24 protein-coding genes are annotated in these 22,616 nt (G+C 70.5%); 11 read left to right on the top strand and 13 right to left on the bottom strand.

The window, feature by feature from the left end:
- The first annotated feature begins 15 nt into the window (after positions 1 to 15).
- Entirely contained in the window at positions 16 to 774 is a 759-nt protein-coding gene (locus AB0J09_RS02295) for an SDR family oxidoreductase (protein ID WP_360683735.1), read from the top strand.
- 65 nt (positions 775 to 839) lie between these two features.
- Here the strand turns inward: AB0J09_RS02295 and AB0J09_RS02290 are convergent, their stop codons facing one another.
- Positions 840 to 2,354: an N-acetylmuramoyl-L-alanine amidase gene (locus AB0J09_RS02290; protein WP_360683732.1), complete on the bottom strand. Its 1,515-nt coding sequence runs from the start codon at positions 2,352 to 2,354 to the stop codon at positions 840 to 842.
- Between the two features lie 185 nt (positions 2,355 to 2,539).
- Here AB0J09_RS02290 and AB0J09_RS02285 point away from each other — a divergent pair, with 185 nt between their 5' ends.
- The gene (locus AB0J09_RS02285; protein ID WP_360683729.1) at positions 2,540 to 4,486 is read left to right on the top strand and encodes a family 10 glycosylhydrolase; all 1,947 of its coding nucleotides are present in this window, start codon (positions 2,540 to 2,542) and stop codon (positions 4,484 to 4,486) included.
- A gap of 40 nt (positions 4,487 to 4,526) precedes the next feature.
- Complete coding sequence (locus AB0J09_RS02280) at positions 4,527 to 5,603, top strand: histidine kinase (protein ID WP_360683726.1); 1,077 nt, start codon at positions 4,527 to 4,529, stop codon at positions 5,601 to 5,603.
- Between the two features lies 1 nt (position 5,604).
- Here AB0J09_RS02280 and AB0J09_RS02275 read toward each other — a convergent pair whose 3' ends face one another.
- Complete coding sequence (locus tag AB0J09_RS02275; RefSeq protein WP_360683722.1) at positions 5,605 to 5,982, bottom strand: YbaB/EbfC family nucleoid-associated protein; 378 nt, start codon at positions 5,980 to 5,982, stop codon at positions 5,605 to 5,607.
- Positions 5,983 to 5,998: 16 nt separating this feature from the next.
- The gene (locus AB0J09_RS02270) at positions 5,999 to 6,388 is read right to left on the bottom strand and encodes a YbaB/EbfC family nucleoid-associated protein (RefSeq protein WP_360683719.1); all 390 of its coding nucleotides are present in this window, start codon (positions 6,386 to 6,388) and stop codon (positions 5,999 to 6,001) included.
- 136 nt (positions 6,389 to 6,524) lie between these two features.
- Here AB0J09_RS02270 and AB0J09_RS02265 point away from each other — a divergent pair, with 136 nt between their 5' ends.
- The 4 genes from AB0J09_RS02265 (at position 6,525) to AB0J09_RS02250 (ending at position 9,311) form a co-directional block, all read left to right on the top strand.
- Positions 6,525 to 6,845 (top strand): hypothetical protein, encoded by a 321-nt coding sequence (locus AB0J09_RS02265; protein WP_360683716.1) that lies wholly within the window; start codon positions 6,525 to 6,527, stop codon positions 6,843 to 6,845.
- Positions 6,842 to 7,768 (top strand): DUF4258 domain-containing protein, encoded by a 927-nt coding sequence (locus AB0J09_RS02260; RefSeq protein ID WP_360683713.1) that lies wholly within the window; start codon positions 6,842 to 6,844, stop codon positions 7,766 to 7,768. The genes AB0J09_RS02265 and AB0J09_RS02260 overlap by 4 nt, the downstream gene beginning before the upstream one ends.
- Positions 7,769 to 7,788: 20 nt before the next feature.
- The gene (locus tag AB0J09_RS02255; RefSeq protein WP_360683710.1) at positions 7,789 to 8,070 is read left to right on the top strand and encodes a DUF2283 domain-containing protein; all 282 of its coding nucleotides are present in this window, start codon (positions 7,789 to 7,791) and stop codon (positions 8,068 to 8,070) included.
- Between the two features lie 113 nt (positions 8,071 to 8,183).
- Positions 8,184 to 9,311, top strand: coding sequence for a monooxygenase (locus tag AB0J09_RS02250; protein ID WP_360683707.1), 1,128 nt, complete (start codon positions 8,184 to 8,186; stop codon positions 9,309 to 9,311).
- Here AB0J09_RS02250 and AB0J09_RS02245 read toward each other — a convergent pair.
- Positions 9,308 to 10,255: an ABC transporter substrate-binding protein gene (locus AB0J09_RS02245; RefSeq protein WP_360683704.1), complete on the bottom strand. Its 948-nt coding sequence runs from the start codon at positions 10,253 to 10,255 to the stop codon at positions 9,308 to 9,310. The two genes, AB0J09_RS02250 and AB0J09_RS02245, sit on opposite strands and share 4 nt — an antisense overlap.
- A gap of 133 nt (positions 10,256 to 10,388) precedes the next feature.
- Here AB0J09_RS02245 and AB0J09_RS02240 point away from each other — a divergent pair, with 133 nt between their 5' ends.
- Both AB0J09_RS02240 and AB0J09_RS02235 read left to right on the top strand, forming a co-directional pair.
- The gene (locus AB0J09_RS02240) at positions 10,389 to 10,811 is read left to right on the top strand and encodes a hypothetical protein (RefSeq protein ID WP_360683701.1); all 423 of its coding nucleotides are present in this window, start codon (positions 10,389 to 10,391) and stop codon (positions 10,809 to 10,811) included.
- A 118-nt stretch (positions 10,812 to 10,929) separates the two neighbouring features.
- Positions 10,930 to 12,348: an aspartate aminotransferase family protein gene (locus tag AB0J09_RS02235; RefSeq protein ID WP_360683698.1), complete on the top strand. Its 1,419-nt coding sequence runs from the start codon at positions 10,930 to 10,932 to the stop codon at positions 12,346 to 12,348.
- Here the strand turns inward: AB0J09_RS02235 and AB0J09_RS02230 are convergent.
- From AB0J09_RS02230 to AB0J09_RS02195, 8 genes are read right to left on the bottom strand one after another with little or no spacing between them, the layout of a single operon-like run.
- Positions 12,341 to 13,519 carry an ABC transporter permease gene (locus AB0J09_RS02230; RefSeq protein ID WP_360683695.1) on the bottom strand — a complete coding sequence of 393 codons (1,179 nt, stop codon included), beginning with the start codon at positions 13,517 to 13,519 and terminating at the stop codon, positions 12,341 to 12,343. The genes AB0J09_RS02235 and AB0J09_RS02230 overlap by 8 nt on opposite strands.
- Position 13,520: 1 nt before the next feature.
- Positions 13,521 to 14,195, bottom strand: a complete 675-nt coding sequence (locus tag AB0J09_RS02225; protein ID WP_360683692.1) for an ABC transporter ATP-binding protein — start codon at positions 14,193 to 14,195, stop codon at positions 13,521 to 13,523.
- Complete coding sequence (locus AB0J09_RS02220; protein ID WP_360683689.1) at positions 14,188 to 15,894, bottom strand: peptidoglycan-binding protein; 1,707 nt, start codon at positions 15,892 to 15,894, stop codon at positions 14,188 to 14,190. Before AB0J09_RS02220 ends, AB0J09_RS02225 begins: the two co-directional genes overlap by 8 nt.
- Positions 15,895 to 16,506 (bottom strand): hypothetical protein, encoded by a 612-nt coding sequence (locus AB0J09_RS02215; RefSeq protein ID WP_360683686.1) that lies wholly within the window; start codon positions 16,504 to 16,506, stop codon positions 15,895 to 15,897. It lies immediately after the preceding gene.
- Positions 16,507 to 16,524: 18 nt separating this feature from the next.
- Positions 16,525 to 16,791, bottom strand: a complete 267-nt coding sequence (locus AB0J09_RS02210) for a hypothetical protein (protein WP_360683683.1) — start codon at positions 16,789 to 16,791, stop codon at positions 16,525 to 16,527.
- A gap of 34 nt (positions 16,792 to 16,825) precedes the next feature.
- Entirely contained in the window at positions 16,826 to 17,737 is a 912-nt protein-coding gene (locus AB0J09_RS02205) for a hypothetical protein (RefSeq protein WP_360683680.1), read from the bottom strand.
- Positions 17,734 to 18,054 (bottom strand): PadR family transcriptional regulator, encoded by a 321-nt coding sequence (locus AB0J09_RS02200; RefSeq protein ID WP_360683677.1) that lies wholly within the window; start codon positions 18,052 to 18,054, stop codon positions 17,734 to 17,736. Before AB0J09_RS02200 ends, AB0J09_RS02205 begins: the two co-directional genes overlap by 4 nt.
- 43 nt (positions 18,055 to 18,097) lie before the next feature.
- Positions 18,098 to 20,314, bottom strand: coding sequence for a glycoside hydrolase family 9 protein (locus AB0J09_RS02195; RefSeq protein WP_360683674.1), 2,217 nt, complete (start codon positions 20,312 to 20,314; stop codon positions 18,098 to 18,100).
- A 243-nt stretch (positions 20,315 to 20,557) separates the two neighbouring features.
- On the opposite strand from AB0J09_RS02195, the gene AB0J09_RS02190 reads away from it, so the two are divergent.
- Positions 20,558 to 21,139 carry a GNAT family N-acetyltransferase gene (locus tag AB0J09_RS02190; RefSeq protein WP_360683671.1) on the top strand — a complete coding sequence of 194 codons (582 nt, stop codon included), beginning with the start codon at positions 20,558 to 20,560 and terminating at the stop codon, positions 21,137 to 21,139.
- 36 nt (positions 21,140 to 21,175) lie between these two features.
- Here the strand turns inward: AB0J09_RS02190 and AB0J09_RS02185 are convergent, their stop codons facing one another.
- Entirely contained in the window at positions 21,176 to 21,661 is a 486-nt protein-coding gene (locus AB0J09_RS02185) for a hypothetical protein (RefSeq protein WP_360683668.1), read from the bottom strand.
- A gap of 168 nt (positions 21,662 to 21,829) precedes the next feature.
- On the opposite strand from AB0J09_RS02185, the gene AB0J09_RS02180 reads away from it, so the two are divergent.
- On the top strand, positions 21,830 to 22,616 hold a 787-nt coding region (locus tag AB0J09_RS02180; RefSeq protein ID WP_360683665.1), incomplete at its 3' end, for a BTAD domain-containing putative transcriptional regulator.

Here is a 22,616-nt window from a genome sequence, read left to right as displayed (position 1 = left end):
ATTGGTATGGAATAGATGAGCCGTTTCGAAGGCAAGGTCGCTCTGGTCACCGGCGCGAGCGGCGTTCTGGGGCGCGCCGCCGCGCTGGCATACGCGCGCGAGGGCGCGGCGGTGCTGGTCGCCGGGCGCGACGCCGCCCGGCTGGCCGAGGTCGTGAAGCTGATCGAGGAGGAGGGCGGGCGGGCGAGCGCGTTCGCCGTGGACATCACCGACTCGGCCGAGGTCGCCGCCATGGTTGAGGCCGCGGTCACCCGGTACGGAGGGCTCCACGTCGCTCTCAACGCGGCCGGGATCTTCGGCACGCTGGCGCCGCTGGCCGACTACGACGAGGACACCTGGGACCAGGTGCTCGCGGTGAACCTCAAGGGCGCGTTCCTGTCGATGAAGCACGAGATCGACCACATGCGCGCGCACGGCGGCGGCGTCATCGTCAACGTGGCCTCCAACCTCGGCGCGCACTGGCGGCTGCCCGGAGCGGCCGCGTACGCCGCCTCGAAGGCCGGGGTGAGCTTCCTGACCCGCACGGCCGCCCGTGACCACATCGCGGACGGGGTGCGGATCAACGCCGTCAGCCCCGGTCCGATCGACTCGCCCATGTCGACGCGCCCCGGGGAGACCCGGGAGGAGCGGGACGAGCGCATGAAGGGTGCGCTGCCGATCGGCCGGGTCGCCACGCCGGAGGAGGTCGCCGCCGCGGCGCTGTGGCTGTCGTCGCCGGAGTCCGCCTTCGTCGTGGGCCAGGACCATGTGATCGACGGCGGCGCCACCGCCTGACCTCTGACAGAGGTACGGCTCGCGCCCCCGCTGCGGAGAGGGCGCGAGCCGTACGAGCCGGTCTGTCAGACCCGGCTGATGCGGACCGCGTCGGCGATGACGAGGCCCGTTCCCGAGGTCCATCGGCTCACGCCGACGGCGTTGTAGGTGCCGGCGTTGAGCGAGAAGGTGCCGAGGCTCTTCCAGGCCCCTCCGCCGGAACGTTGGTCGACGTAGACCGTCTGGTTGCCGCTCGACGTCGCCACGATGTACGGCGCCGAGCTGTTGTACCCGGGATCGTCCGGATACCAGACCTCGACCCGGTACGTGCCCGCGCTGGGGATGGCGGCCGAGTACCACGCCGGGTCGCTGGCGGCGACGGGGTCGGCGAAGCGGTAGTCGGCGCCGTAGCGCTGGCTGGAGTAGGTGGAGGTGCCCCAGTTCGCGCTGGCGGTGAACTGGCCGGAGGTGCTGTTGTCGATGGTCGTGGACCACGACGGGGTGCCGCCACCGGTCACGTAGTTCATGTACGTGGTCCAGTTCCAGTACGGGCCCGGGTCGGTGTGGTCCGCGCCGGGCACCTCGACGTGACCGATGATGTGGCTGCGGTCCTTCGGGATGCCGTACTTGTCGCAGATGGCCTTGGTCAGGGCCGCGGACGCCCGGTACATCGCGTCGGTGAACCACGAGGCCTCACTGACGTAGCCCTCGTGCTCGATCCCGATGGACCTGGTGTTGTAGGTCCAGTTGCCGGCGTGCCAGGCGATGTCCTTGTCGCGCACCATCTGGGTGATGGCGCCGTTGGAGGACTTGACCACGTAGTGGGCGGAGACCTGCGCGGCGGAGTTCTGGAACCAGGAGATGGTGCCGGCGTACGAGCCCTGGGTGACGTGGATGATCACCCGGTCGATGGCGTAGCTCGACTCACGGCTGGAGACGGTGTAGTTGCTGGAGCTGGCGGCCACCCATGCCGCCGGCGGGTAGTCGGGGCTGGCCACTTCCGCCTGCGCGTTCAGCTGGCGGGCGTTGGCGAGGTCGCCCCGGTCGGCGGTGATCTCCTGCGGCTTGACCTGCACGCCGCGGATGTCGATGCCGAGGCCGAGCTGCTCGTACACCGCGTCGGCGTAGAGCCGGGCCAGCTCGGGCGAGGGGGCGTTGCCGTACTTGGCCACGGCCTGGTACCAGCGGCCGATGTCCTTCTTGGCCGTCTCGTCGAGGCCCAGCGCGTCGGCCTGGGCACGCAGCACGGCCGCGCCGCCGAGGATGTTCGCCTCGTCGTCGGCCTTCAGCTTCTCGACCGGGAGCTTGGTGAGCTCGGCGGCCTTCTCGAGCGAGTGGTTGGTCGGGTTGCTGACCAGGTGCATGACGCCGTAGCCGCCGCTGGCGCTGGGCTCGCCCTTGTGCCCGTCAAGGTGGGTCTCGGCATAGCCGAGCGCGACGAGCAGGTCACGGGGCACGCCCTGCGCGGCCGCCGCCTTGGCGAAGGCGGCTTGGAGCGGGCTGTCCTTGGCCACCGCGAGGGCGGGCTGGCCTGCGGCGATGAGGAGGACGGCGAGGATCGAGGTGGCGAGGGCGGCTAATCGCGTGTGGGCGAGAGTCATGGGTGCTCCTCGTTGGGGGTGACGGGTGCAACGTAAGACATCTCCTGACTAATGTCGATAATTGACATTACTGCCGTGTTAGGTGAAACTTTCCGCCCGCTCTCCCGTCGCCCTGGGTTGCGGTCCTTTGACGGAAGTTGTGAAAACTATTGCGCTTTCATCTGATCGCGCTGAAACTTCCTTTCGTGACCGCGCTCCTGCGTACCGTCCTGGCGGCGCTCACCGCCGCACTCGTCAGCATCGTGGCCCCCACCTCCTCCCCAGCCGCCGCCCTGGCCTGCACGACCGATCCCGCCACCCCGAAGCGGCAGCTCAGGGCCATGTGGATCTCGTCGGTGGCGAACATCGACTGGCCCAGCCGCACGGGACTGAGCGCGTCGGCGCAGCAGGCCGAGTTCCGCGCCTGGCTGGACCTGGCCGTGCAGAAACGCATGAACGCCGTGGTGGTGCAGGTCAGGCCCACGGCTGACGCGTTCTGGCCCTCGCCGTACGAGCCGTGGTCGCAATGGCTGACCGGCACCCAGGGCGGGAACCCCGGGTACGACCCGCTGGCCTTCATGGTCAGCGAGGCCCACGCCCGCAACTTGGAGTTCCATGCGTGGTTCAACCCGTACCGGATCGCCAACGACGACGACCCGAGCAAACTCGTGTCCACGCATCCGGCGCGGCAGCATCCCGACTGGCGCTTCGCGTACGGCGGGAAGCTCTACTACAACCCCGGGATCCCCGAGGTGCGGGACTTCATAGAGACCGCGATCATGGACGCCGTCTCCCGGTACGACCTGGACGGCGTGCACCTCGACGACTACTTCTACCCCTATCCGGTGAGCGGCGAGACCATCCCCGACTCCGCCACGTACGCTCAGTACGGCGGCTCGTTCGGCAACGTCGGCGACTGGCGGCGGAACAACGTCAACCTGCTCGTACGCGAGCTCGGCCAGCGCATTCACGCCGCCAAGCCGCACGTGTCGTTCGGGATCAGCCCCTTCGGCATCTGGCGCAACGCCGCGACGGACCCGCTCGGCTCGCGTACCTCGGGGCTGCAGTCGTACGACGCGATCTACGCCGACAGCAGGCAGTGGGTGAAGCAGGGCTGGGTGGACTACCTGTCGCCCCAGATCTACTGGCACATCGGCTTCTCCACGGCCGCTTACGAGGTGCTCACCGCCTGGTGGTCCGATGTGGTGCGGGGCACCGGCGTGCAGCTCGTGGTCGGCCAGGCCGCCTACCGCGCCGGAGCCTCCGGGCAGGACGCCGCCTGGCAGGACCCGGCGGAGCTGAGCGACCACCTGACCGACAACCGGCAGCATCCCGAGGTGGTCGGGGACATTTTCTTCAGCGCGAAGGACGTCAAGGCTGACCGGATCGGGGCGATCACCCGGCTGGTGAACACCCACTACACCCGTCCCGCGCTGTTGCCGGCCCGCGGTTCGGCGGCCGCGCCGTCCGCCCCCGCTCTCACCTCGGCCGTTCAGGGCTCGAACGGCGTCCAGCTCGCGTGGACGGGCTCGGGCACGTCGTACGCGGTGTACCGGGTGGACGGGTCGCAGTCCACGGCGGACCCGTGCTTCTTCGCCGACGCCCGGAACCTGATCACCACGACCCGGCAGACGTCGTTCACGGACACCGGCGCCTCCTCGGGCACCTACACCTACTTCGTCACCGCGCTCAACCGGACCCACCAGGAAAGCTCACCCAGCGCGGGCAAGGCGGTGGGAGGGACGGGCTTCAGCGTGGTGATCGACAATGCGGACGCGGGCTTCACCGCCAGCTCGAACTGGGGCACCTCCACCTACTCCGGGCAGCTGCACGGCACCGACTACCGCTTCGCCAATCCGGTCTCCGCCAGCGATCCCGCCTGGTATCGGGCGACCATTCCGAGCGCCGGGAGTTATCGGGTGGAGGTGTGGTATCCCGCCAACTCCGGGTACAACAGCGCGACCCCGTACATCGTGGCGGCCTCCGGCGGGAACCAGACGGTCGTCGTGGACCAGCGCAGCGGCGGCGGGCAGTGGCGGGTGCTGGGGACGTACACGCTGGCGGCGGGCACGTACAACGTGGTCGGCGTGAGCCGCTGGACCTCCACGACGGGCTACGTGATCGCCGACGCCGTTCGCATCACCAAGACATAGCCCTCTGGGCAGGGCCGGTGGGTGATCGTACGATGAGCCGGTGGACGGTGTCCGTCCGCGGCCGATCGACGCGGTCGCGGTCCTCGTCGCGGAGTGCTTGACGCCGGCGACCGGCTACACCGGTCCGGTCCTCGTGGTCCTGCTGGCGGCGGCGGTGCCGGTGCTGTGGATGCGCAGGGCGCCGCTCACCGTCGCCTGGGTCAGTGCGGGCACGGCTGTCGCCCTGCTCGCGCTGAACGTGATCGCGGGCGTGCCGCCGCCGGCCGGGGCGCTGATCTGGCCTCCCACGTGCGCGTTCGCCGCGTACGGCGTGATGGCGTACGCGGGGGAGCGCCAGAGCGGCACCCAGCGGTGGCTGCCGGTGATGGTCCTGGCCCTCGCGGTCCTGGCGCTCCCCGACCGGCTCCCCGTGATCTTCCGCACCGAGACGGCGATCGCGCTGGCCACCCTGTACGGCATGTACGTGGCCGTCCAGGAACGCCTGCGCCGCGAGCTGGCCGAACGGGACGAGCGGGTGGAGCGCGAGCGGCTGGCGGGTGAGATGCACGACGTCGTCACCCACCGGGTCAGCCGGATGGTGCTGCAGGCAGGATCGCTGGCCATGGCCGCGGGCGACGAGCGAGGCAGGGCGGCGGCGGAGGAGATCCGGGCGACGGGGGCCGAGGCGCTGGGCGAGCTGCGCCACATGGTGGCGCTGCTGCGGCGCGGCACCGGGGAGGGATTCGACCTGGGATTACCGCTGCCCGACCTCCGGTCGCTTGTCACCGAGTCCGCCTGCGCCGGGGTGCCCGTGGAGCTGGTGGTGGACGGGACGCCGGTGCCCGTCTCCGGAGTGGTGGGGCGTACCGCGTACCTGCTGGTCCAGGAGGCCCTCGCCAACGTCCGCAAGTACGCGGCCGGCGCGGAGGTGCGGGTGAGGGTCCGTTACCTCCCGGGATCGGTACGGATCGGCGTCCGCAACACCCCTGGCCGGCCGGACGCCTGGGTCGCGGCCACCGGCCCGGGGATGGGGCTGCTGGACCTGCGGCAGCGGGTGAAGGTGGCCGGCGGCACCCTGGAGGCGCGGGAGGACGGCGACGGCGGCTTCCACGTCGAGGCGACCCTGCCCACGTCGTAGGTCACCGCCAGTCGTTCAGCATCTGCTCGAAGTGGGTGGTCGCCTCCGCCGGGTCGTACCCGGGCATGGCCGCGCGCATGAGGTCCGAGAGCTGGCGGTCGACGTCCGCGCACGCCTCGCTCACCGCCGCGAGAGTCTCCTCCGCCAGCTCGTGGCTGGACAGGCGCAGCGCCCGTGGCCCGTACGTGACGTCCAGGACCTGGCCATTCAGGTCCACGCTCGCCTTGACCTGGCCCGACGCACGTTCGCCGGTCCCGACGATCTTTTCGAGGTCCTCCTGGGCCGTGTCCAGCCAGGCCTCCAGCTGCTCCTGCTGCCTGGCGACCTCCTCCAGGTCCTGTCCCCTGATGTCGGCCGGGTCGAAGTTGTGCTGGTACATCGCTCGCCTCCCGGGCCTAGAGAAGATCGCGGGCCACTTGCTCGACCCGTTCGCGCACGAAGGTCTCATCGAGCGGCTGCGGCATGGCCAGGGCACCGGCCTCAGCCTGGTCGACGATCTCCTGTGCTTTGCGTGCCGCCTCGTTCTGGGCCGCCCTGAGCACGGCCGCCACCTCGCGGCCCAGTGCCGCCTCGCCGTGCCTGAGCGCCCGCGGGTCGATGCGCAGGCGGGTCAGTCCGCCCTGGCCGTCGGCGGTCGCCTCGAGCAGGCCGTCCCTGCTCTGGGCCCGGCCTTCCAACTGCTGGATCGCGGCCTGCGCTGCCCGGAGGTCGCGGATGATTCGCTGGCCTTGGGCGACGTACTGGGCAAGATATTCGGCGTCGTTTTCCGGCGCAGGTGACGACATGTCGACCTCCGACTGTCAGAGAGCGGACAGCCGATGAGTCTAGACGCCTTCTTGTGTGATCTTGACGGTGAGATGTAGATCTCACGAACAGAAACCGTTGCCCGAACCGTGATATGTACCGATATGGTCCTTGTGTATGACGGGACTTGAGATCGCCTTGGGGGCGGTGGGGCAGGAGGCCTCGCGGATCAGGACCCACGGGGAGGAGTACGGCGCCGCGCTCGCGCCGATGCACGCACGCGGGGATGGCGTGTCCTCCTGGGGGGACGACGGCCTTTTCGCCGTATTCACCAGCACGTACGCCGAAAGTCGCGCTGTGTCGATGGCAGCCCTCTCCGGGCTCTCCGAGGAGATGGGCGGGACCGGCGACGGCCTGCAGGCCGTAGTCAAGAACACGGGCGACATCGAGGCCACCAACACCGAGACCATCCAGAACCTCGGCCGGACATGGGTGTGACACTTCCCCCGGAGGTCGCCGGGGTCATGCAGATGCTCGGGCCCTGGCCGAACTTCAACGAGGACGACGCCAGGCAGGAGCGCGACGCCGTACGCTTGGCACACGCGAACACGATCCCCGCCGCGACGGGGGCCGACTCGGCGGTCCGCGCCACTCAGCAGGTCTACCGCGGCGAGTCCGCCACCGCCATGCAGAGCCACTGGGAGCGTACGGGGACGCAGAACGGCCACGTCGCCCAGGCCAACGCCGCTCTGAAGTTGGCTCCCGCGGTAATCGAAGGCGCCGCGGTGGTGGTGTCGGCGGTGAAGGTCGCAGCGGGCACCCAGGCGGTCTACACCTCGGTCGAACTGGCCAGGCTGCTGGCGTTCGGCGGGGCGGTCGGAGCGACGGCCGCCACCGCACGCGTGCTCATGCGCCGCAAGATCGTCGGGAAGATCCTGCACGAGGGCAGCGAGGGCACCGGCAAGGTGATCGCCCCCATCGTGCGCCGCCGCATCACCGAGCCGATGCGCCGCGTCCTGGAGGGTTTGCGCCGCCCCGGCGGGCCGCGCCCGGCATTCGCGGGCGCGGGCGGCCGCACCGTGGGTCCGAGGGCGACGACCGGCCCTCGCCACGCGCGCGACTACATGGCCAAGATGGGCCGCGGCAACAAAAACGCGAGTAAAGGCGGCAACGGTCGTCGTGGCGGTGGCGGGCGTCGCGGCGGTAGCCCCCGCAACAGCACCGACGGCACGACGTCCCACGCAGCCGATCGTCAGGGCCAGCGGGGCATCAGCGACAACCAGGTCCGGGAAACGGTGGAGAACGGCCAGACGAGACCCGGCAACACGCCCGGCACCACCGTGCATGAGACCCAGAACGTCCGTGTTGTGACGAACAGCAAAGGTGGCATCGTGTCTGCTATCTGGAAGAAGAAGAAATAGCCGCAGCTGAAAGGCCTGACGTGCGGATCGAACGTGACGATGAGAATGACGTCGCCTATATCTATCTGGTGGAGGAGATAGGCCAGGGCGAGGCGGAGTCGCAGTTCCTGGTGGAGCGCGATGGAATGCCCGGCGAAGTGCTGCTGGACTTCGACGCGGGAGGCCGCCTGCTGGGGATCGAGGTCCTCGGAGCGTCGGCGATCCTGCGGCCGGAGACTCTCGCGTGGGCCGATGAGGACGATGACGACGACGAGCCGCCGTCTCCTCCTTTCCCCTCGGCGTACGGACCGGCCCTCCCGTAGGGCTGTGATGCCCGGGTTCGACCAGGGGCTGACCCGGGCTTCATACCAGGGAACGAACGAAAACGTCCTGAGGAAGGATGTCCGGCGCGGCCTCGCGGGCGAGTGTTGATTCCATGAATCGACTAGCCCGGACGGCCGCCCTATTCGTCGCGGTCGTCCTGCTCGCCTCGTGCGGCGCCCAGAGCACCCCCGCCCCGGCCGGTCACGCGGGGCACGCCGCCAGTGCTACGCCGGTCGCGGCCCCGCTGCGGACCGGCGAACGGTTCGCCGACCTCACGATGGCGGAGCCGTACACGCCGGCCCCGCCCAACGGCGGTACGGACGACTACCGCTGCTTCCTCATCGACCCCAAGCTGACGAGCAAGGTGTTCCTGACCGGCACCCAGTTCCGGCCCCAGAACCGCGACCTCGTCCACCACGCGATCTTCTTCAGGCTCGACCCCGAGCACGTCGCCGAGGCGCGCAAGCTCGACGACAGCACCCCCGGCCAGGGCTGGACGTGCTTCGGCGACTCGGGTGTCGACGGCGACTCATGGGTGGCGCACTGGGCCCCCGGCACCAGCGAGACGCTGCTCGACCCCAAGTACGGCTACGAGTTGGCGCCGGGCAGTCAGCTGGTCATGCAGGTCCACTACAACCTGCTGGGCGTGGAGGGAAAGACGGCCACCGACCAATCCGGCATCCGGCTCCGCCTCACCGACCAGACGCTGCGGCCCCTGCAGACCGCCCTGTTCCAGGCTCCGGTGGAGCTCCCCTGCACTCCGCAGGAGTCGGGACCCCTCTGCGACCGGGCCGCCGCGGTCAAGGACGTCGGCGCCAGGTTCGGCGACGAGCTCAGGGAGGAGGTGGCGATGCTCACCAAGTTCTGTGGCCCGTCCAAACCCGGGCCGACCCAGCACTGCGACATGCCCGTCCAGGGAGCCGCGACCGTCCACGCCATGGCGGGGCACATGCACCTGCTCGGCCGCTCCATCAAGGTCGAGCTCAACCCCGGCACCCCACAGGCCCAGACGCTCCTGGACGTGCCCAAGTACGACTTCGACGACCAGTCGCTGCGGGTCCTGCCCACGCCCGTCAAGGTCAAGCAGGGCGACGTCGTACGGGTGACGTGCACGCACGACGCGGGCCTGCGCGCTCAGCTGCCGCAGCTCCAGAAGCTGCCGCCGCGGTACGTGGTGTGGGGTGACGGGACCAGCGACGAGATGTGCCTGGGCATCGCCATCGTGACCCCCGGCTCCTAGACGGCGACGGGCCCGGCGCTCTCCCACCGGGTCAGCGCCGTCCTGTGCCCGGTCTGTGCACCGGTGCGCGGGTCGATCGCGAAGTCGCCGAACAAGGTGACCGTCTCCAGGCCGGCGGCGGCCGACCACAGCTCCGCCCGCCCGGTGCCGCCCGCCCGTTCGGCGCAGTGGGTCGCGATGATCGCGGCGGCGACGGCCTGAACGGCGGGATAGTCCGGTAGCTTCCCCGCCCTGTCGCGGTACGCGGCGAGGAAATCCCCCTCGGAGATCCCCACGGCTGCCTCGCCCCCCAGGCCGGGGAACCACTGCCCGATGCCGTAGATCCCGCGAGGGTCGCCGACGGCCGCGCCGAACTCCCGCACCCCCGCGGCCACGGCACAGACGACGCGCGAACGCCCGGCCCTCTTGACGACCTCGACGTCCTCGTCGAAGGACCCGGCGGACAGGAGATTCCAGGAGTCCTCCACCAGCCCGCCGCGGACCACCGGAATGCCCTGCTCGTTCGCGGCCCGCGCGGCGCCCTCCGCCACCTGCCGGGCGAAGCCGCCCTTGCCGTGCACGATCCTGAGCGGGCTCCGATCGCCCGTCTCCACGAGGTGGCGGATGAACGGCTCGGCGTACCGGCTCGCCGGCGTCAGCACCGAGACGACATGCCCGGGGCGCGCCGCCTGCACGTTGTCACCCGAACCGCCGTGGTTCCAGATCAGCTGGTCCAGCGCGGCACCGAGGCCGGCCGCTCTCCGCATGAGCTGCGTCGAGTACGGCCCCAAAAGGAGGTCGCACTGCCCCGCCAACCGGGGAAGTATGACGTCCAGGGTCCCCGGTTCGCTGCAGTCGTCCTCGACGATCAGCTCCACGGACGGGTTGAGGGCCTGCCAGACCTCCAGCCCGGCCTCGACCTGCTCGCCGAATCGGGCATGCTTCCCGGACAGCGATACAGGCACTCCGATCCGTAGTGTCACCTGGTCCTACTGCCCTCGGCGCTCAGGGCCACTCGCCCGACGAACTTCAGGAGCTCACTGGCTGAACCGAGTGTCGCGCTTGAGCCGTTCGGCGCTCTTGTACGTCAATGGAGATGTGAAGATATGGCGAATCGTGCTCCTGCCGGTGCTCCTTCTGGCGCTGATCGCGTCCATGACGCCGGCGCAGGCGGCGGCCGTGCACAAGAAGAAGGTGCTGGTCGAATACAGCAGACAAGGCGGGTTCGCGGGGTTCGACGACCGCGTGATCGTCTACGACGACGGCTGTGTCCGGCTGAGCCGCCGTACCGGGCCGGCCATCGACAAGTGCCTGACCGGCAAGGAGTATCGCAGGCTCGGGACGTACCTCAAGGACCTGAAGATCGGTCCGTCCGAGGCCCAGCCGGCGGGGGCGGACTTCCTCAAGTACACGCTTGTTTATAAGAAGCAGCGCGCCACTCGCTACACGCTGCCGTCCAGCTGGCAGCCGGTGGTGCGGGAGCTGGACAAGATCATGCAGAAGTACTGGGCACCGGACTGAGCGGCCTCTCCATCAAGTGATTGACGGAGAGGTTCGGGTTCACCGCGCTGCCCGCCCTGCTCATGTTGATCAGCCTGCCGTTCGTGGCCTGGTACGGCCGACTCGCGAAGGAGCCCGTGTGAACCCGAAGGGAAGGACCGTCGAGGACCTGCTGGCCGAGGTGGCTCGGCTCAAGGAGCACGACTTACCGGTGCGCGGCGGTCAGGTGACCGCGTACGTCTACGACACCGGCCGGGCCGAGGTCCATGAGGCGGCGGCGCGGGCGTACTTCGAGATGCTCGAGGTGAACTGCCTCGACCCGACCGCGTTTCCCAGCGTGGTCGAGATGGAGCGGCAGGTCGTCGGCGCGGTCGCGGACCTGCTCGGCGGCGGCCACGGCATCTTCACCAGCGGCGGCACGGAGTCGATCATGCTGGCGGTCAAGGCCGCCCGCGACGCCGCCCCCGTGCGGAGCCCGAACCTGGTCCTCCCCGTCACCGCGCACCCCGCCTTCCACAAGGCGGCGCACTACCTCGGCGTCGAGGTCGTCGCCGTGCCCGTGGACCTGGAGACGTACAAGGTGCGGGCCTCGGACGTGGCGGCGGCGATCGACGAGAGCACGATCCTGGTCGTCGCCTCCGCGCCCTCCTACCCCCAGGGAGTGATCGACCCGATCGAGGAGGTCGCCGCCGTGGCCGCGGCGGCGGGCGTGCCGTGCCACGTGGACGCGTGCGTGGGCGGGTGGCTGCTGCCGTGGCTGCGCGAGGCGGGCGCGACGGTGCCGCCGTTCGACCTGTCCGTGCCCGGGGTCACGTCGCTCTCCTGCGACCTGCACAAGTTCGGGTACGCCCCCAAGGGCGCCTCGGTCGTGCTCTTCGCCGATCCCGCGATGCGGCGCAACGCGTACTTCGCCTCGGCCGCGTGGCCCGGTTACACGATCATCAACGCCACCGTGCAGAGCTCGAGGTCGGCCGGCCCGCTCGGCGGCGCCTGGGCGACGTTGCAGGCGCTGGGCAGGGAGGGCTACCTGGAGCTGGGCCGCGCCACGCTGGAGGCGACGATCAGGCTGCGCGAAGGGATCGCGGCGATCCCCGGGCTGCGGGTGCTCGGCGAGCCGGAGTCGTCGCTGGTGGCGTTCGCCGGGGACGAGATCGACGTGTTCGTGCTGGCGGACGAGGCGCGGGCGCGAGGCTGGTTCCTGCAGCCGCAGCTCTCCTACGCGGGCATCCCGGCCAACCTGCACATCACGGTCACCGGGGTGACGCTGGCCGGGGTCGAGGCCATGCTGAAGGTGATCGCCGAGTCGGCCGAGGCCGCCCGGCAGCGGGGTCCCGTCACGCTGCCCCACGGGCTGGTCGAGCTGGTGGCCGGGATGGACCTGGCGGCGCTGGACGACACGACGTTCGCCGAACTGGCCTCGTCCGTCGGCGTGGACCTGCGGCCGGGGGCGGGACAGCCGGAGATGGCGATGGTCAACGCCATCCTCGACGCGCTGCCCGCGTCCAGCAGGGAGGCGGTGCTCGTACGGTTCCTGTCCACCCTCTACAGCGCTATCTGAGCGCCTCCACCGGCTCCATCCTGGCCGCCCGCAGGGCCGGATAAAGTCCGGCCAGCAGGCCCACCGCGGCGCCCGCGACCGGGGCCGCGACCGCCAGCCGCAGGTCCAGGAGAGGCGTCCACTGCTTGGCTGCCGACACCGCGACGACGGTGACGATGCCCACGGCGGCGCCGATCACGCCGCCCGTGAGGCCGATCAGCGTCGACTCCAGCAGGAACTGGGCCGCGATGTGCCGCCTGGCGGCACCGAGCGAGCGGCGCAGGCCGATCTCCGGTACGCGCTCCATCACCGTGACGAGCGTGACGTTCGCGATGCCGACCGCGCCGACGACGAGCGAGACCAGGCCGAGGATCAGGAAGAGCGCGTTGACGTCGTCCTGCGCCTTGTCACGTGCCCTCGTCGGGCTGGGCGGGGCGACCACCTGCAGCATGTCGCCGTTCCCGGGGCTGAGCGCGGTGGGCGCCTGACGGGCGATCAGTTCGGCGGCGCCCAGGCTCGTGTTGACCAGCACCCTGGTGACGTCCCGCAGCCCGAACTGCCTGCCCACGGTGGGCGGCACGAGCACGGCGGTGCTCAGATTGCGCTCGCGGCGCAGGTCGCCCAGGATCCCGATGACCGTGTACGCGTGCTTGCCGATGAAGATCGCCGGTGCCCGGTCGAGCCGGGTGACGCCGAGCAGCCTGGCGGCCTGGTCGCCGATCACCGCCACCCGGTCGTGCCGCCGGATGTGGCCGATGTCGTAGAACCTGCCCCGGACCATCCTGCCGCGCGCCGCCTCTGGCAGCCCGGTCGTCGCTGCCAGCACGGTCAGCGACTGCGTGGTGACCCGTGTCGGGTCCACGATGTCGTTGGAGCGCACGGACACGTTCGCGCCGTCCTTCGACTCGGCCACCGCCGCGGCGGACTCCACGCCGCGCAGCCTGGTCAGCCGGTCGATCGCGTCCCACCCCACGAGCGGCGCGCTCGGCGATTCCGGCACCTCGACCGTGATGGCCGTGGCCACCAGCTCGTCGAAGCGGCCGACGATCTGGTTGCCCGCGGTGGCGGCCACGCCGAGCGTGACGACCAGCGTGGTGATGCCGAGCACCGTCCCGAGGGTGGTGAGCGCCGAGCGCACCGGCCTGGCGAGCATGCCGGCCACCAACTCCCCGATCAGGTCGCGTACGTGCATGTCATTCCTCCACCAGCACGCCGTCGGTGATCCGCACCCGCCGCCCGGCCCGCTCGCTGACCTCCTGCTCGTGCGTGATGACCACGATCGTCAGGCCCTGCCGCCGCAGCTCGTCGAACAGGTCCAGCACCGCCTGCGTGTTGCGGCTGTCGAGGTTGCCCGTGGGCTCGTCGCACAGCAGCAGCGACGGCTCGCCCATGAGGGCCCTGGCGATGGCCGTACGCTGGCGCTCGCCCCCGGACAGCCGGTCGGGCAGGAACCCCGTCCGGTGGCCGAGGCCGACTCGCTCCAGCGCCGCCAGGGCCCGCTCCCGCCTGCCCCCACGCCTCTTCTTCCGGTAGATCTCGGCGAGCATGACGTTCTCCACCACACTGCGGTGGGAGAGCAGGTGGAAGGCCTGGAAGACGAAGCCGATCCGGTCGCCGCGCAACCTGGTCCTGGCCCCGTCGCGCAAGGTCGTGGTCTCCGTGCCGTCCAGCCGGTAGCTGCCCGAGCCGGGCCGGTCGAGCAGGCCCAGCACGTTCAGGAGTGTGGACTTGCCGGAGCCCGACGGGCCCACGATGGCCAGGTAGTCGCCCCTGCCGACCCGGAGCGTGACGCCGTCGAGCGCCCGGACCGGGGGTTGCGCGGGGAACTCCCTGCAGACGTCCACCAGCGAGATCACCGGCTCAGGCACCGCTGACCACCACCCGGTCGCCCTCCTTGAGCGCGCCGGTGACCTCGACGTTCCCGTCGGCGGTCAGGCCCGTACGCACCTCGACCTCCCTGGTCTTGTCGGTGGCGTACTCGACCTGCACTCGCGCCCTGCCGTCCGCCGCGGTGATCACGGCCGCCACGGGCACGACCAGTACCGGCTCTTTGGTCGCCCCCACCGTCACCCGTGCCGTCACCGCGGTCCCCGCCTTGAGCCCCTTCATCGAGGCGGGCGTGAGCAGGACCGGCTGCGCCCCGTCCGCGGGCGCCTCGGCGCCGGGCATCCTGGCCTGGTCGCCGACGGCGGTGAGCGTCGCCTTGTACGTCTTGCCGCTGTCGAGCTCGATGCCCGCCTCCATGCCCACGCGCAGCAGGTCCGACTCCGTTGCCTCGACCGACCCGGTCACCATGAACGCCGAGCTGGTCACCGTGGCGATCTCCTTCTCGACCTGCTGGCCCGGCTTCACCGAGACCTTCTCCACCCGCGCAGGCAGCTTCGGCAGGAACACCACCTCGCCAGGCGGGACCGAGGTCCCGTACGTACGCGCGAACTCGGCCAGCATCTCCTTGGCCGCCGCCACGTCCTTCCCGGCGCCGGCCACCTTGAGCCTGGTGGGGGAGAGCTGCCTGGCCTGGCGCAGCGCCTGCTCGGCCGTGGCCCTGGCCTCCTTCGCGGTACGCACGGCCTTGCGCAGCTCCTCGAGCCGCTTGTCCCTGGCCTGCCGCGCCTCCTCCACGGCCCGGCCGCGCGCCTCCTGTGCCGCCGCCAGGTCGGCCCTGGCGTTCTCGACCCGCATCTCCGGCAGGCTCGTGTCGGTGGAGGCGGTGGGCTGGGGTGTGGCGGCGGCGACCGACGTGGGCGGGTTCCTGGCCGCGGCCAGCTCCTGCTCGGCTTGCGCGAGCTTCTCCTCCGCCGCGCGCACGGCCGCGTCCGCCGCCGCCAGCTTGCTCTCGTCCTCGGGCGTCAGCTCCCGCGACTCGGCCTCCTCGAGCGCCCGCTCGGCCGACGTCAAGTCCGTCTTGGCGTTGGCGAGCCTGATCTTCAGTGGCCGCACGTCACGCCCCTGGTCCAGGTTCTGCCGCTCGGTCGCCAGGGTCTCCTGGGCGGTCTGTACGGCCTTGCGTAACGTGTCGTACTGCTGCCGGTCGGCCAGCGTGGGCTGCTGGGCCTCGTACCCCTTCTTCGTGTACAGCCGGGTGACCGCCGAAATCGTGGCCCGGTCGAACACGGCCGTGGCAGGGGCGCCGTACCCCAGCCGGCGTAGCGCCCGCTGGAGCTGCCGGACGTCGTCCCCCTTGCTGCCGGGGGCGATCGTGCGGTGCATCGGCACGGAACCGCGCAGCGCGAACACCGGGCGGCCGTTGACCTCCATCAGCACCGCGCCCTCCTTCAGCTTGCCCTGGCGCGGCGCCCGGGTGGCCCGCTGGAGCTCGGACGTGCCGCCGACCACTCCGGCCAGGCTGATCGGCAGCGGCGAGCCGTACTCCAGCGTGCCGCTGACCACGACGGTGCTGACCAGCTTGCGGCGCTCGACGGCCGCGGTGACGAGCGAGGGCCTGGGCGCGGCCCGGCGGGCCGCCTCGTCGGCGGGGGAGCGTAACCGCGTGCTCACCGCCCACCCCGCCCCGGCGACGAGCACGACACCGGCGATGACGCCGGCGAGGAGCCTGCGTGGTCTCATTCACATGCCGTACTGCTCGTTGACCCGCTCCCTGATCGCCGACTCCTTCGGGAGGTAGGCGGGGTAGAAGTCCTTGCCGCAGTCCAGGTCGTCGAGCGCCGCCTTGATCTCCTTGGCCAGGTACGGCCTGGCCTGCTCGGGGGTGAGCGTCGGCGCGTAGATCATCGGCACCTCGTCCTCCTTCCGCGGAGGCGCGACGTCGGGCACATCGTCCATTTGCGCCCTGCCCAGCTTGTCCTCCTGGGCGGAGAACTCCTTCCAGCCGCGGCGCTCCATGGCCATCGGCGTGGTGTCCGCGATCGCGTGGCCCTTGCCCTTCAGGCAGGTGGCCATGGCGGCGGCCAGCTCCACGAGCTCGGGGTCGCTGTTGACCGTGGTCCTGACGGCCCGGTTCGAGGCCTCGCCCGCCTGGCTGAGGTAGTCCGTGCCCTGCTTCAGACTCAGGCCGAAGAGCTGGTTGGCCGTCGTGATCTCGCACGACTCCATCGCTTTCCGGTATGCCTGATTCTGCGCCTTGGAGAGCGAGGACTGGATCTTCCAGTTGGGGTTGACTTCGCCAGGGTTGTCGGGCTTGACCTGTGGGCTGCCCATCTCCTTGGGGTAGACGTACATGGCGAAGACCCCGAACCCTTATTTTTCGCGATATTTCCGCATCGCCTGATAATCGCCCGCTGCGCGGCGGCGACCCTCTTCGGTCCCCTGCGGCTGCGGGTACACGTACGGGATGTACTTGAAGCCCTTCTGCTTCATGCAGTCGGCCTTGGCCGCTTCGAACTGATGCTTCTTGTCCTTGGCCGCCGCGCTGGGCGAGGGTGCGGCGGCGGTCTCCGCGGCGCCCCCGCAGCCGCAGAGGACAGCCAAGGCCAGCAACGCAGTAGGCAGCGTCTTCCTCGTCATGGCGAGAGACCATACTCCGTTCAACGGAGCATGGTCAATCCAGGCAGTGTCGCCGGTGTCGGAAGGGCGCGGAGGCGGCACCGAGGGTCAGGACGGCCAGCAGGCCCCAGTAGGCCAGGTGCTGCCTGGTCAGCGCCTCCGCGTGCGTGGTCAGCTCGACGGACGTCACCAGCAGGTAGATGCCCGACGCGAGCGCCCACCGGTGGTCGCGCGCCAGGTAGCAGCCCGCCGCGGCCAGCCCGAACGCCGCTGCCTCCACCGCCAGCCTGCTCAGGCTGAGCGGGAACATCGTGTCCTCCTCCATCCACTGGGGACCCGCCCACGCGACGGCCACGGCCGCCGGCCACCACCACCATGACCGGACCCGCGGCGCCTCCCGCCTTCTCGACGCGAGCACCAGCAGTCCGAGCAGCACCACCGCGTACCTTGATGCCACGGCGAAGGGGCTGCTGTCCGCGAACAGAGCACGCTCGGTGAGGAACGACGGGTCCACCGGCACCACCGTCAGGTCGAACGCCTGCCAGCCACCCGCGACCGCGACCGCCTTCATGCCGGTGACGAAGGCGAGCGGGAACGCCGCCAGCACCCGGCCGCGCAGGATGGCCAGCAGCGCGAGCGCCGACAGCAGCGTCCACAGCGGCATCGCGCCCACGTAGGGGAGTAACGCGGCCAGGTTCGCCGCCGCCACCGCCGTGACGCCCAGGTGCAGGCCGTCCGCCCACGCGCTGCCCGTCGCCTGGTGAGCGATGCGGCTGCGCACGCCGCCCGTGAGCAGCCCCCACGCCTCCCTGAGCACAGGGACCGTCCTGCCGGGGTCGGCCGACTCCAGCAGGAGGTCGAGCAGCTCGTCGCCGTGCGCCGCGCGGTACTTCCTCGGGTATGCGAGCAGCAGCCTGCGATAGCGACGTTCGAGGGCGGTCACGGGCTGTGGCGCGGTGGTGGTCATGTGCTGGGGCGCAGCACGAGCTGGGCGGCCTCGTGCATGCGCCTGGCCTCGGCCTCGACCAGCGCCTGGCCCTCGTCGGTGATCCGGAAGTAGCGCCGGTTGCGGCCGTTGACCATCTCCTCCCTGTCCACGGTGATCACGCCCCGCTCGTTCAGGCGTTCCAGGATGCCGTAGAGGGTGCCGACCGACGGCTGGACCCGGCCGCCGGACAGCTCCTTGATCGACTTGCTTATCGCGTGGCCGTGCAGCGGGCCGGCGCGTAGGGCGGTGAGCACGAAGTACATCGGCTCGCTGACTTCAGAGGTTCCCCTGGGCATGCGCAGACAGTATTCCGTTGAACGAAGCGTCCGCAACGCCGGGTCATCGGGATCGCCTGCCCTTGTCCGCCAGGAACGCGGAGACCCAGGCCAGCGGGGAGTTCCAGTTGATGGTCAGCTCGTTCGTCGCCCACGACTCGATGTCGTCGATGTAGCAGAACTGCGGCTTGCAGCCCTTGAGCAGCCGCTGCGCGAGCGGGTCCTGGATGCCGGAGTTGGGGCCGCCGGACAGCGTGCCGCGCGGCGGGTTGGGCAGCGCGGGGTCGAGCTGGTGCGCGTACCAGCGGCTGTGCTGGTTGTGCGAGGCCACCTCGCCGTAGCCGGTCACGTATGACTGGTTGAGCGCGTTGCGGCCGAGGAGGTAGTCCATGCCCTCGCGCACGGCCGCCCGGTACTTCTCGCGCCCGGTCAGGTCGTAGGCCGTGGCCAGGACGACCATGTTGTTGAGCACCAGGTTGTTCGAGCCCCAGTCGAAGTCCGGTGGGTTGTACGGCAGCCCGTACGGGTGCGCCCGCTGGATCGCCAGGTACTTCTCCGCTCCGTCCACCACGGACTGCCGCACGCGCGCCCGGTCGGGGATGACGTTGGGCACGGTCGCCAGATCGAGGCGGCCGAGCTGGGCGGTGTTGCCCCAGTCGAAGCCCCTGTCGCGCCAGATGTCGCCGGTGTGGTGCGGCGAGGCCAGCAGGAAGTCCTTGAACTCCTTCCCGCCCGTTGTGATGAACAGCTCCGCCGCCGCCCAGTAGAACTCGTCGCTCACGTCGCCGTCGCTGTAGGTGCCGCCGCCGTTGCCGTCGTTCGGGTCGGCGTACTTCGCCGGGTTGGCCTTGGCGGCCGCCCACGCCCTGCGGGCCGCCTTGAGGTTCCTGGCGGCGAACGCCGGGTCGTACCGGGCGAACAGCCTGGCGGCCTGCGCCGCCGTCGCCGCCAGGTTGAGGGTGGCGGCCGTCGATGGCGGGTGCAGCTCGCGCGGCTGCGGGTCCAGGTGGGGCAGCAGCGGCAGGCCCGTCCAGTTCTGGTCGTGGATCTTGTGATGGACCATCCCCGCGAGCGGCTTGCCCTCCGGCACCTGCATACTCAGCAGGAACTCCATCTCCCAGCGGGCCTCGTCCAGGATGTCCGGCCGGCCGTTGCCGCTCTCCGGGATGTTCAGCTGGCCGTCCTTGAAGGCCTCCTTGTTCCGTTCGTACGCGGCCATGAGCTGGTAGACGGAGATGCCGCCGTTGACGACGTACTTGCCGTGATCGCCGGCGTCGTACCAGCCGCCCTTGACGTCGAGCGAGTAGTCGCAGACGCCGGGCTGGCATGGGACGCTCACGTCGCCCTGGTTCGGCGCCACGCCGGCATGCCCGGCGGGCCTGCCGTAGCCGGGCCGAAGGCTGTCCAGGATCTCGATGCCGCTGCGCTGGGTGTAGTAGAACTTCAGCGCGTCCGCGGGCAGCTGGTCGTAGATGTCGGCGGCGATGTCGAACGGCCTGCTCGTCTCGTCGTCGGCCGTCAGCGTGTAGCCCCTGCCCGATTTGAGGTAGTAGCTGAAGTCGAGCGTGTGCACGTTCTGGCCGGAGCTGGTGTCCACGCCTCTGGGAGTGGTCCTGCCCTTGGCGACCGTCTGCTTGGCGGCGTTCTTGAGCTCCCAGTCGAGGGCCGTGGTCGCGGCGGTGACCACGGTGGCCTTCTTGGGGCCCTGGGGGAGGTAGCCGACCATGTTCACGCGAACGCGGGGTCCCGTGTCCGGCTCGTACGTCTCCGGCTCCGCGCCGCCCTTGAGAGACACGTTGTCCATGCAGAACCTCCACGGCTCGTCGCTGCCGCCCAGTTGGAAGGCGACCTGGGCGTTGGGCAGCGACACGGGAGCGGTGAACGTGTAGGAGTAGTCGTTGCCCGAGACGCTCAGCTCGGGGTTGGCCGACAGGTACTGCGTCCACGGGTCCACGGGGAGCTGGATCAGCGCCTTGCCGACCTTGGCGGGGCTCGCCGAGGCGCTGAACCGGTACGCGTACGTCTCGCCCGCCACCAGCGGGATGTCGTTCTGGCCGATGATGACGTCCCAGGGGTTGGCGGTGCCGCCGGGGATGTCGGCGCAGAGGCGGCCGCCGTCGACCGCGAGGGTGAGGTTGCCGGTGCTCCACCAGGGGGCGGTGCCGGCGTCGAAGGTGCCGTTGACGATCTGCTCGGGTCCCTCGTCCGCCTGCGCCGTTGCGGCGGGGGACAGGGCGACCATGGTGAGGAGGGCCAGTATGGCGGCCCGGCTTCGGGTCATGGAGGTCCTTCGGGGGGTGGGAGCGCTCCCAAAATCTGGAGCTATCTGATCCTCCTGTCCTGCCGCCGCCTCGTCAACGGCCAGCGCACCATCGATCCCGCGACGTTGTGAAACTTTCCACCGGCTCTCAAGCGGCATGACGCAATGTGTATAAGTGGCCATTTTTAGCGTTGATCTCGGGTGGGAATGGGTATCAGGGCGGCGATATAGGACGGGCGTGACACGATGACAGAATCCTGGACGATGCGGCCGGTTATCCGCCGCGCGACGGCCGACGACGCGGGGCAGGTGGCGGAGCTCATCGCGACCGCGTTCTCCGGGCTGAGGTCGGTGCACTACCTCGTGCCCGTACGCAGGGATCGCCACCGGGTGATGACCGCCAACATCCGGATCCTCGTCGACCACGCAGTCGAGCACGGCGAGATCCACCTCGTCGACGACGGGCCCGCGGTCGCGGTCTGGTTCCCCTGCACCGCGCCGCTGCCCGAGCCGCCCGACTACGACCGCCGGCTGGTCGCGGCCACGGGCCCGTGGATCGAGCGCTTCCGGGCGCTCGACGCGCTGTTCGCGGCGAACCATCCCGCGGAGCCGTACCACTACCTGGCCTTCCTGGCGGTCCACCCGGGCCGCCAGAGCCAGGGGCTCGGCTCGGCGCTGCTGCGTCACCACCACGCCCGGCTGGGTGGCGTGCCCGCGTACCTGGAGGCCAGCGACCCGCGCAACCGCGACCTGTACGCGCGCCACGGCTACCAGGCGCGTGAGCCGTTCGCGCTGCCGGACGGGACCCTGTACTGGCCGATGTTGCGGCCCGCGGACGGGAACTAGCCCCGCCGCGCGACGCGGCGGGGCCTTCGTGGCGACCTACTGACGGGTCAGCCGGAGCGTGACTGTGTACGTGTACGCCGTCTCGTCGGTCCCCGTGATGATGGTCGGGTCGTCGGCGTGCTGGCCGGCGGAGAGACCCTTGCAGGTGGACTCGTGCGCCGTCGCCGAGCCGAGGGGGTCGCCGTCGGAGACGAAGGGCGGGGTGACCTCGCGCAGGCCGAAGAGCTTGTTGCCGCTGCCCACGACGAGGAGCGTGGTCGGGTTGCCGAAGGCGGTGGCGTACGCGGTGTCACCGCTCTTCATGACGTGGTACTTGTCGCCGAACTTCGGGAACAGGTTCCCGTCCACCTTGAAGCGGAGCTCGTCCTTCCCGTCCCGCTCTGCCACGTTGTTGGCCACGATCTTGTAGAGGTCCACGCGGCACGACGCGGCCGTGGCGTGCGCGGGCGTCACGGCCAGCACCGCCGGTGCGGCGAGGCCGGCTGCCAGCGCGAGCCCGGCGATCAGCTTGTGAGAGCGCATGCTGTCTCCTTGATGTCGGTACGTCTCGCGGCCCTCGCGAAACGTGGCATCAGGCTGGGGCAGGCATCGTGAGCGCATCGTTAGAGCCCAGGTCAGTAGCGCACGGCACGCTCCATCCGCGCCTTTTTCCACAGCGGGCCGGCAGGTTCGCGCCTACCTTCTGCGTCCATGGGAGACTCACTGACCCTGCTCATGCTGGGCACGCCGGACATGGCCGTCGGAGGGGCGCCCGTGGGCATCCGCTCCGCCAAGACCCGGGCGCTGCTCTGCTACCTGGCCGCCGCGCCGGGCCCGCGCCCGCGCGCCGAGCTGGCCGGGCTGCTGTGGGGTGAGCGTCCCGACGCCAACGCACGGGGCAGCCTGCGGCTCTCGCTGTCGGAGTTGCGCAAGGAGGTGGGCGGCTGGCTGGACATCACCCGCGACCACGTGGGCTTCCGCGCCGACCACGCCTGCTTCGTGGACCACCGTCGTCTCACCCAGGCGCCGACGGTGGCGGAGGCGCTGCGGCTGTGGCGCGGCGACTTCCTGGACGGCGTCTCGTTCGGCGACGCCCCGGCCTTCGCCGACTGGCTGGAGTCGGAGCGCCGACGGGTGCGGCTGCTGCTGCGGGGACTGCTCGTCCGCTCGGATGCCTGCCCCTCCGACGACGTGGTACGGCTGGCGCGCATCGTGGCCGGGCTCGATCCGTACGACGAGGAGGCGCATCGGCTGCTGATGAGGGCACTGGCCGGGGCGGGCAACCGGGCGGCGGCCCTGACCTGCTACGACGAGCTGCGCCGGCGGCTGTCCGCCGAGCTGGGCGTCGAACCCGCGCCGGAGACCCTGGAGGTCAGGCGGCGGCTCGCGCCCAGGGCGTCGCACACCCCGCGCGCGGCCCTGCCCGTGCCCGGCACGGAGCTGATCGGCAGGCAGGACGACGTCCGGCACCTGCGCGCGCTGATGGCCCGCGAGCGCC

Source organism: Nonomuraea sp. NPDC049784 (assembly GCF_040659615.1).
Classification (GTDB): domain Bacteria; phylum Actinomycetota; class Actinomycetes; order Streptosporangiales; family Streptosporangiaceae; genus Nonomuraea.
Note: the sequence above shows the minus strand (reverse complement) of the source record. Positions and strands in the feature narration are given on the sequence as shown.